The organism is Streptomyces sp. NPDC058674 (assembly GCF_042716505.1).
In the GTDB taxonomy this organism is placed as follows: domain Bacteria; phylum Actinomycetota; class Actinomycetes; order Streptomycetales; family Streptomycetaceae; genus Streptomyces.
The window spans coordinates 48,879-58,243 of record NZ_JBHXSC010000046.1; the positions used below are offsets into that span (position 1 = coordinate 48,879).

Sequence of the window (9,365 nt, forward strand, 5' to 3'; positions counted from 1 at the left end):
CCCCGGGCCCTCCCGGGCTCGGCCCGGACCCCTTCCGCGGCGGTCACGGGCCCCCTCACCGGGCTCGACCCGGACCCCTTACCGGGCGGCCCCCGGCCGCCCCCCGGGGCTCCGCCCCGGACCCCCTGGGGCACGGCCCCGGACCCCTCCCGGGCTCGGCCCGGACCCCTTCCCGGCCGGCCCCCGGCCCACCCCTCGGCCCCCGGCCCCGGACCCCTGGGGCACGGCCCCGGGCCCCCTCACCGGGCTCGGCCCGGACCCCTGGGGCACGGCCCCGGGCCCCCTCCCGGGCTCGGCCCGGACCCCTTCCGCGGCGGTCACGGGCCACCTTCCGGGGCTCGACCCCGGGCCCCTTACCGGGTGGCCCCCGGGCCACCCCTGGGGGCTCCGCCCCGGACCCCCTCACCGGGCTCCGCCCCAGACCCCCTTCCGGGCTCGGCCCCAGCCTCTTCCCGGGGCCTGGCCCCGGGCCTGCCGGCGCGGGCGAGGACCGGGGCTGCCGTGCCCCGCCCGGGGCTCCGCCCCGTACCCTCCTGGCGCTGCGCGCCGCGCCTCACACGTCGGCGGGGCTGAGATCCACGAGGGCCTCGGGACAACCGCGCGCACCAAGGGCCGCCCCCTCCCGGCGCTCGGCACCGGGCCCGGTCGGGGCCCGGGCTGCGCGCCGCGCCCCCGGGATGGGCCCGGGGCCCGGCCCCGGGCCCGGCGGCGCGGGCGGGGCCCGGGGGTGCGCGGCGGGTCCCGCGGTCCTCGGGGCTCCGCCCCGTTCCCGGTTCGGTCCCGGGCCAGGGATCGGGCCGCTGCCGGAGATGCCCTGACCCCGCGGTTCAGGGCCCCGGCGGGTGCGCCTGTGTCAGGAGGCGGCTGAGGATCTCCGCGCAGCGGGCCTGCGCCGGGGTGAGCTCCCCCGGAGCGGAGTCGGGCCGGCCGGGCCGGTCCGGGACCGCCGGCGGCTGCGCCCCCGCGGCCGACTCGTCGAAGTCCGGCTCCGGAAAGCACGCCGCCCGCTCGGCCGCCTCCATCGCCTGGCCGTGCACGAAGTACGCGTGCGCCAGCCGGTCCACCCGCGGATCCTCCGCGGCCACCCCGGCCAGGGCCTCCAGCTCCGCCTCCAGCCGGTCCCGCTCCGACCGCAGCCTCGGGTGCAGCGCCAGCACGTGGTGGCCGACCGCCTCCCGCCGGGCCCGCTCGGCGCCCAGGACCCGTTCCGCGACCGACGGGGCGGCCGGCGCCGCCGTCCCCTCCGCCGTCCCCGCCGCCGCGGTCCCCAGCGCCCGCAGCGCCTCCGGGGACAGCCGCTCCAGGTCTCCCCCCGCCTCGCGGAGCCTGCGTACGGCCTCCCGGCGCGCCCGGACCGCCCGCTCCTGCCGCGCCAGCGAGGCCTCCAGCTCCGCCAGCTGGCCCTCCGGGTCGGGCGTGCGCTCCAGGGCCGTCCGCACCTCGTCCGGCGCCGTCCCCAGCTCGGCCATCCGCCGGAGCCACAGCATCCGGACGACGTCCTGCCGGCCGTAGCCGCGCCGGCCGTCGGGGCCCCGCCCCGGTTCCGGCAGCAGGCCGCTCCGGTGGTAGTGCCGGATGGCCCGGGCGGTCAGCCCGGTCAGTGCGGCGGCCTCCGCGGTCCGGAGCCGCTTCTCCTCGTCCATGGATCCAGGTGACCACGGGACGCCGCCGCGCGCCCCCCGTTCGGGTCATCGCGCGGGCGGGCCGGCCGAACCGCCCACAGGATGGGGTGCATGCCGAGAAACGCCTTGCGGGTCACCGCTGCCGCCGCCCTCGCCGCCACGCTGCTCACCACGAGCGCCTGTTCCGACGGCGGCGACGGAGAGAGTACGAAGGCCGACGGCACCAAGGCCCGGCCCCTCGTCTGGGGCGAGTGCGCGCCGCCCACCCCCGCCGAGGGCGGCGGCCAGGCCCCGGGCAAGGACTGGCAGTGCGCCACCCTCCACGTGCCCCTGGACTACGCGGAGCCCGAGGGCAAGACCATCCCGATCGCCCTGATCCGGGCGAAGGCCCGCGACCAGAAGAACCGCCTCGGCTCCCTCGTCTTCAACTTCGGCGGTCCCGGCGGCTCCGGCCTCACCACCCTCCCGGGCGCCGCCAAGGAGTACGAGGCCCTGCGCGCCCGGTACGACCTGGTGAGCTTCGACCCGCGCGGGGTGGGCCGCAGCGCCCCCGTCCGCTGCGAGAGCGACGCGGAGCTGGACGCCTACTACGCCCAGGACTCCTCCCCCACCACCCCGGAGCAGGAGAAGGCCTTCGTCGACAACATCCGGGCGTACCAGCAGGCCTGCGAGAAGAACTCCGCCGAGGTCCTGCCCCACGTCGGCACCTCCAACGCCGCGCGCGACCTGGACCGCATCCGCCAGGCCCTCGGCGACGAGAAGCTGAACTACTTCGGCATCTCCTACGGCACCGAGCTCGGCGGGGTCTACGCCCACCTCTTCCCGAAGAACGTGGGCCGGGCCGTCTTCGACGCCGTCGTGGACCCGACCAAGACCTCCGAGGAGGGGTCCCTGGGCCAGGCCGAGGGCTTCCAGCTCGCCCTGGGCAACTTCGCCCAGGACTGCGTGGACCGCGGCGACGCCTGCCAGCTCCAGGGCAGCACCGCCAAGGAGATCGAGGACGGCGTCATCAAGCTCCAGAAGGACCTGGCCGTCAAGCCCATCCCGGGCATCGGCGACCGGCAGCTCACCGAGAGCGCCGCGACCAACGGCATCGCCCAGGCCCTGTACTCCAAAGAGCTGTGGCCACTGCTCGAACAGGGCCTGGACGAGGCCGGAGGCGGCCAGGGCCAGCTGCTGATGGCCCTGTCGGACGCCCTCAACGGCCGTGACGAGCAAGGCCGGTACAGCAACATCGGCGCCGCCAACACCGCGATCAACTGCGCGGACTCCAAGGAGCGCTACACGCTGGCCCAGACGAAGGCCAAGCTGCCGGCCTTCCGCGCGGCCTCGCCCGTCTTCGGCGACTTCCTCGGCTGGGCGCTGATGGGCTGCACCGACTGGCCGGTCGCGGGCGCCTGGGAGACCCCGGACGTGTCCGCCCCCGGAGCCGGCCCGATCCTGGTGATCGGCAACACCGGGGACCCCGCCACCCCGTACGAGGGCGCCGCCAAGATGGTGGAGCGGCTCGGCCCCGGGGTTGGCGTGGAGCTCACGTACAAGGGTGAGGGGCACGGCGCGTACAACAGCGGCGACACCTGCGTGCAGCAGGCGGTCAACACCTACCTGTTGAACGGCAAGGTGCCGCCCTCGAACACCGTCTGCACCGCCGGCTGACCCGCCCCGGACGTGTCCCGGACGTGCCGGAGGGGCCGTACCGCGCGCGGCGCGCGGTACGGCCCCTCCGGGGCGAAGGCCCGGGCCGGCTAGTAGACCGGCTTGTCCGGCTCGATCTGGTGGACCCAGCCGATGACGCCGCCGCCGACGTGCACCGCGTCCGAGAAGCCCGCGGACTTCAGGACCGCGAGGACTTCCGCACTGCGGACACCCGTCTTGCAGTGCAGGACGATGCGCTTGTCCTGCGGCAGGTCCTGGAGGGCGGTGCCCATCAGGAACTCGCCCTTGGGGACCAGCTTCGCGCCCGGGATCGAGACGATCTCGTACTCGTTGACCTCGCGGACGTCGATGATCTCGATCGCCTCGTCGTTGTCGATCCACTCCTTGAGCTGCTTGGGAGTGATCGTCGAACCGAGGGCCGCCTCCTGGGCCTCCTCCGACACGACACCGCAGAAGGCCTCGTAGTCGATGAGCTCGGTGACGGTCGCGTTCGGCCCGCAGACCGCGCAGTCGGGGTCCTTGCGGACCTTGACCTGGCGGTACTGCATCTCCAGGGCGTCGTAGATCATCAGCCGGCCGACCAGCGGCTCGCCGACGCCCGTGAGGACCTTGATGGCCTCGGTGACCTGGATGGACCCGATGGACGCGCAGAGCACGCCGAGGACGCCGCCCTCGGCGCAGCTCGGGACCATGCCCGGCGGCGGGGGCTCCGGGTAGAGGCAGCGGTAGCACGGGCCGTGCTCGGACCAGAAGACCGAGGCCTGGCCGTCGAAGCGGTAGATCGAGCCCCACACGTACGGCTTGTTCAGCAGCACGCAGGCGTCGTTGACCAGGTAGCGGGTGGCGAAGTTGTCCGTGCCGTCGACGATGAGGTCGTACTGGCTGAAGATCTCCATCACGTTCTCGGCTTCGAGCCGCTCTTCGTGGAGGACCACGTTCACGTACGGGTTGATGCCCAGCACGCTGTCGCGGGCCGACGCGGCCTTGGAACGGCCGATGTCCGCCTGGCTGTGGATGATCTGGCGCTGCAGGTTCGACTCGTCGACCTCGTCGAACTCCACGATGCCCAGCGTGCCGACGCCGGCCGCGGCCAGGTACATCAGGGCGGGCGAGCCGAGGCCGCCCGCGCCCACGGCCAGGACCTTGGCGTTCTTCAGGCGCTTCTGGCCGTCCATCCCGACATCCGGGATGATCAGGTGGCGGGAGTACCGACGGACCTCGTCAACGGTGAGCTCAGCAGCTGGCTCTACCAGGGGTGGCAGCGACACGGGGACTCCGTAGATGTGAACGTCTGAACGGTGGTTCTCCCCGTAACACTGCCACGCCCTTCTTCATTCCGAGACACCCGGTCCGATCCGCGAGACGATTTCGTCCCAGTAGCCGGGCATGGAAGCCCATGGATCCCGGGCCGGGGTGCCGCGCCGGTCGGTGAACCAGACGGTCCCGGCGCCCTGCCAGCGCGCGATCCTGGCCGCCTCCTCCAGGTGGCCGCGCGGCACTCCGTGGACGAGGTGGCAGAACCGCTCCGGCGGGTGGTCGGCGGTCCACTCCGCCACCTGGGACCAGCGGTAGTCGGCCCAGGCCCCGGAGAAGGTGACCAGTTGGTCGGCGGCCTCCGCGTACCCCTCGTACGGATGGGTGCCCTGGCCGAGCACGATCCGCAGGCCGGCGCCCAGGCCCCGCAGGGCGTCCGTGACCCGGCGGACCGGGGCCAGCTCCGCCTTTCCGGCCGGGGCGTCCGCGAGGTAGAAGCCGCCCACCCCGTACCAGTCCCGGAAGCGGTGGGCGTCGGAGACCAGCTCGCCGAAGGAGCGCGTTCCGTCTCGCATGGCGAGATGACCGAGCACCGTGCCGCCCGCCCGGCGCAGCCGCGCGGCCGCCTCGGTGCAGTGCGGATCGGGCCGTCCGCCCGGACCGTCGCAGACGTTGAGCACGGCCCAGTGCAGCGGGGTGCCGGGGCGGCTCAGCTCGGCCCATTCGACCGGGGCCAGCAGCGGGTGCGCGTAGCCGGGGGTGCCGAGGCCCAGGCGGCCGGCCTCGGTCCCCGCGGCCAGCGCGGCCCCCGGCGGCGTGGTCAGATGCGGCACGCCGCCTCCATCCAGATGTCCGCGAGGGATTCCTCCAGGTTGATCCGCGGACGCCAGCCCAGCCGGTCCCGGGCGGTGCGGACGTCGGCCTGCTGCCAGGGCCCGCAGCCGTCGGGGTAGGGGTACGGCTGCGGGGCCGCTGCGGCGATCTGCTCGGCCGTCGCCTCGGAGCGGGGGGATCCGATGGCGGCGAGGCCGGCCGGACGGCCGGGGTGCGCGTGCGGCGGCTGCCCGCCGCCGTGCGGCAGGTCCAACTCGTGCAGGGCGCCCCCGTATCCGGCGACCCGGGCGAGGACGGCGGCCGCGTCGCGGAGCCGGACCGCGCGGCCGGTGCCGATGTTGACCACGCCCTGGGCGGCGGAGAGGGAGGCGGCGTGCACGGCCCGCGCCACGTCCCGCACGTCCACGAAGTCGCGCTGGACGCCGAGCCCGCTGAGCTTCAGCTCGCCGTCCCCGGCCTGCATCGCGCGGCGCATCGCCTCGGCGAGGCGGCCGAGCGGGGACCCGGCCGGGGTGCCGGGTCCGACGGGCGAGAACACCCGCAGGACGACGGCGTCCAGACCGGAGCCGAGGACCAGCTCGGTGGCGGCCAGCTTGCTGACTCCGTACGGCCCGCCGGGTCTCGGCACGGCGTCCTCGGCCGTGGACGATCCGGGCTGGCTGGGCCCGTACTCGGCGGCGCAGCCGAGCTGGACGAGACGGGCGCCGCAGCCGCTGCGGCGCAGGGACTCGCAGACGGTGGCCACGGCGACGGTGTTGTGCCGGGTCAGTTCGCGGGCCCCGCCCCGGGTGGCGCCCGCGCAGTTGACGACGACGCCCGGGTGGACGGCGTCGAGGAAGCGGGTGAGCGCGCCGGGGCTGCCGGTGGCGAGGTCGAAGCGGACGTCGGCGTCGTCGCCGCGGCCGAGCGCGGTGAGCTGGACGGCCGGGTCGGCGAGCAGCCGGTCGGCGACGTAGCGGCCGAGGTATCCGTTGGCTCCGATCAGCAGCACCCTCATCGCGTGGCCCCTTGGTCGGTTGGCTGGCCGGTCATGTCCTGTGTCTCCTTGCGGGTGGGTGGATGGGGCGGGGACAGGGGTACGCGCTCCGGCGTCGGCTCCGAAGTGCGGTGACCGTCACGGGGACGGGGTTCAGGGCCGCGCATGGGCGGACGCGCGGGACAGGGTGAGGACGCCGTGTACGAGGAGCCCCGCCGCGGCCGCGAGGGCCGCGGCCGGGGCCGGGACCAGGGCGAGCGCCAGGGCCGCCGCGACGGGCCGCCGGTCGGCGCCGTGGCGGAGCAGCAGCCGCGTCAGGAACAGCAGCAGCGCGAGCGCCACGGCCGTGGTCAGCGGCGCTCCGGCGAGGGCGGCGGCCCCGCCGGCGGCCGCGGTGAACACGGCGACGGCGCCGACCAGCAGCGGCCGGGCCCGGGCGGCGAAGTCCTCCAGGGCGCGGCTGCCGGCCAGCCGGGACCGGGCCCGGGCGGCGAACCCGGCGGCGACCAGGTGCCCGGGGGCCACGGCCAGCGCGAGGGCGACGGCGAGGCCGGGGCCGTGCCGGTGGGCGGCCCAGCCCACCGCGGCCGCGGCGAGCAGGTGCGCGGTGTAGGGGAAGCGGCCTCCGGCGGCCCGTCCGGGCCACACCAGCGCGGCCACGGCGGCGACCGCGGCGACGGGTCCGGCCCACGGCTGCCCGGTGGCGGCGGCGCCGAGCGCGAGGGCGCCGGGCAGCAGGGCGCAGCCGATCTCGCGCGGGGCGCGGGGGCCGGCCGTGCCCGCCGCCGGGAGCGGCTCCCCGCGGGGCCCGGGGGCGCCCTCTCCGCGGGGGGTACGGGCGTACAGCTCCTCGGCCAGCGAGAAGACGTCCCGGTGCCGGAATCGGGCCGCGGTGCGGTCCGTGATGCCGTGGGCCTCCAGCCCGGCGGCGATCTCCAGGGGGTCCACGGCCCGTGCGCACAGGTCCTGGTGGCGGTGGATGAGCGCCTTCACCGGGTCCCCGCCGGTCCGCCGCCGGGCCCCGGCCCGCGGTCCGGCGTCCTGGGGCGGTCGGACGTCCTGGGGCGGACGGGGTCCCCCGGGCGGGAGGGGTCCCCCGGGCGGCGCGGCCGGCGGCGGGACCGCACCGGCGGTGTCGGCCGCCGCGCTGTCGGCCGCCACGGCATCGGCCGCCGCGGTGTCGGCCGCCGCGGTGTCCGGCTCCGGTACGGAAGCCCGTGCGTCGAGGGTGGTCATGCGGTCGCCTCCGGCACGGGTGCCCAGGTGGGGGTGGTCCAGTGGCCGGGGACCCGGGCCTCCGGGGGCTGTGCGAAGGGGATCTCCCCGTCCGGGCGGGCGCAGCCGCCGGCGAGCAGCCGCAGGTAGATCCCCTGGAAGGCGGACACGTTCTGCTCGACCGTGAAGAGTTCGAGGGCCCGGGCGCGGGCCGCCGAACCGAGCCGCTGGGCCCGTTCGGGGTCGCGCAGCAGCGAGAGGCAGGCGTCGGCGAGGGCGCGCGGGTTGCGGGGCGGCACGACCAGTCCGGTGCCGCCGATGACCTCGCGGACCGCGCCGACGTCGGTGGAGACCGTGGCCCGGCCGCAGAACATCGCCTCGGCCAGGGTGATCGGGAAGCCCTCGATCACGGAGGAGAGCACGACCACCCGCCCGGAGCCGTACGCCTCCGCGGTGGAGGGGGTGTCGGGCCCGCCGATCTCCTCGAAGGTGACGGGGTTCTCCCCGGCGGTCACGGCGTCGACCGCCTCGTCGGGGAAGAGCTGCGCCGCCAGGGACCTGCAGTCGGCGAGGTACCGGGGGGCCACGGCGGTGGCGAAGATCCGCAGCCGGGCGCGGGGTTCGGCCCGGCGGACCTCGGCGAAGGCGTGCAGGAGTGCGATGAGGTCCTTGGCGGGCTCGACCCGGCCGACCCACACCAGCGTGTCCGGGTCACCGCAGTCGGCCGCCTCGCCGACGGTGGCGAATCGGTCCGCCTCCATGCCGGGGTAGACCGTCCGGATCCGGTCCCGGGAGGCTCCGCAGCGCTCCTGCCAGCGTCGGGCGTGGGCGTTGCCCGGGGTCAGCAGGTCGGCCCGTGCGTAGATCTCGCCGGCCAGCCGGACGTGGAAGGCCGCGAGCAGGGCCCGGACGGCGGGCCGGGACTCGGGGCCCTGGTCGAGGTAGTGGGCCCGCAGCTGGATCCCGTACTCGGTGACCAGCAGCGGAACTCCGAAGAAGCGTTTGGCCAGCAGTCCGGGGAGCGCGGCCACCCCGCCCGCCGCCGCATGGCCGACGTCCACCCCGCCGAGGCCGGACTCCCCGTACCAGTCCAGGGACAGCGGCCGCAGCATGCGCTCGAGTTCGTCTACGAACTCCAGCAGGTCCGGGACCCGGGCGGCCTGTACGGCGCGTCCCGCGCCCGGCGCCCGGCAGGCGGACTCCACGGCGCGCACGGCGGACTCCGAGCGCAGGGCCGCGTAGAGGCCGCCCTGCTCGCGGGCGAGTTCGGCCAGCCCGTACAGGCCGGAGCCGAAGGACTCGGGCCGACCGGCGCAGATCCCGTGGACCAGCTCCGTGAAACAGCCGGCGAACCGGCGCCGCTCCCGGCGGTTGTACGAGCGCCCGTCGTCCGCCGGCGCCCACAGCGGGGCGGTGCGGACCCGGGTGACGTGCTCCGGCAGCGGGACCCGGGTGCGCTCCTGCTCGGCGCTGCGGCTCAGCGCGTACAGCTCGAACTCGTGCTGCGGGAGCCCGCGCACGAGCCGGTCGCACCACAGCCTGGCCTCTCCGGTGACATACGGATAACCACCTTCGGTGAGCAGTCCGATCCGCACGAGTGGCACCCCCGATCTCCCGTTCAGGCGGTCGCCGTTCGGTCCGGTGACCCGCCGCGGATGAACTCAAGCGGATATGCCGAAGGCGCGACGGACGGTTGTCAGTGGCGCCCCCCGGAGGGGTGTAGTGTGGTTAAATTAACCGTAGGGTGGCGGGGGGGCGGGCGATTTGCGTGTGCGGGGGGGGGGTGCAGGACCGGTGACCCCACAACG

The 9,365-nt window shown here is 76.0% G+C and carries 7 protein-coding genes; 1 reads left to right on the forward strand and 6 read right to left on the reverse strand.

What is annotated here, in order from left to right:
• Positions 1 to 827: 827 nt before the first annotated feature.
• Positions 828 to 1,643 carry a MerR family transcriptional regulator gene (locus tag ACFWU6_RS22745; RefSeq protein ID WP_383797979.1) on the reverse strand — a complete coding sequence of 272 codons (816 nt, stop codon included), beginning with the start codon at positions 1,641 to 1,643 and terminating at the stop codon, positions 828 to 830.
• A gap of 90 nt (positions 1,644 to 1,733) precedes the next feature.
• Here ACFWU6_RS22745 and ACFWU6_RS22750 point away from each other — a divergent pair, with 90 nt between their 5' ends.
• A complete protein-coding gene (locus tag ACFWU6_RS22750) occupies positions 1,734 to 3,278 on the forward strand; it encodes an alpha/beta hydrolase (RefSeq protein ID WP_383797982.1) in 1,545 nt (514 codons plus the stop codon).
• A gap of 89 nt (positions 3,279 to 3,367) precedes the next feature.
• Here the strand turns inward: ACFWU6_RS22750 and moeZ are convergent, their stop codons facing one another.
• The 5 genes from moeZ to pelF form a co-directional block, all read right to left on the reverse strand.
• Positions 3,368 to 4,546 carry an adenylyltransferase/sulfurtransferase MoeZ gene (moeZ, locus tag ACFWU6_RS22755; RefSeq protein WP_383797985.1) on the reverse strand — a complete coding sequence of 393 codons (1,179 nt, stop codon included), beginning with the start codon at positions 4,544 to 4,546 and terminating at the stop codon, positions 3,368 to 3,370.
• 63 nt (positions 4,547 to 4,609) lie between these two features.
• Complete coding sequence (locus tag ACFWU6_RS22760; RefSeq protein WP_383982768.1) at positions 4,610 to 5,365, reverse strand: spherulation-specific family 4 protein; 756 nt, start codon at positions 5,363 to 5,365, stop codon at positions 4,610 to 4,612.
• Positions 5,353 to 6,363 carry an NAD-dependent epimerase/dehydratase gene (locus ACFWU6_RS22765; protein WP_383797991.1) on the reverse strand — a complete coding sequence of 337 codons (1,011 nt, stop codon included), beginning with the start codon at positions 6,361 to 6,363 and terminating at the stop codon, positions 5,353 to 5,355. Before ACFWU6_RS22765 ends, ACFWU6_RS22760 begins: the two co-directional genes overlap by 13 nt.
• Positions 6,364 to 6,495: 132 nt before the next feature.
• Positions 6,496 to 7,578, reverse strand: coding sequence for a hypothetical protein (locus ACFWU6_RS22770; protein ID WP_383982770.1), 1,083 nt, complete (start codon positions 7,576 to 7,578; stop codon positions 6,496 to 6,498).
• Positions 7,575 to 9,152, reverse strand: a complete 1,578-nt coding sequence (pelF, locus tag ACFWU6_RS22775) for a GT4 family glycosyltransferase PelF (RefSeq protein ID WP_383982774.1) — start codon at positions 9,150 to 9,152, stop codon at positions 7,575 to 7,577. The genes ACFWU6_RS22770 and pelF overlap by 4 nt, the downstream gene beginning before the upstream one ends.
• Between the last annotated feature and the right edge of the window lie 213 nt (positions 9,153 to 9,365).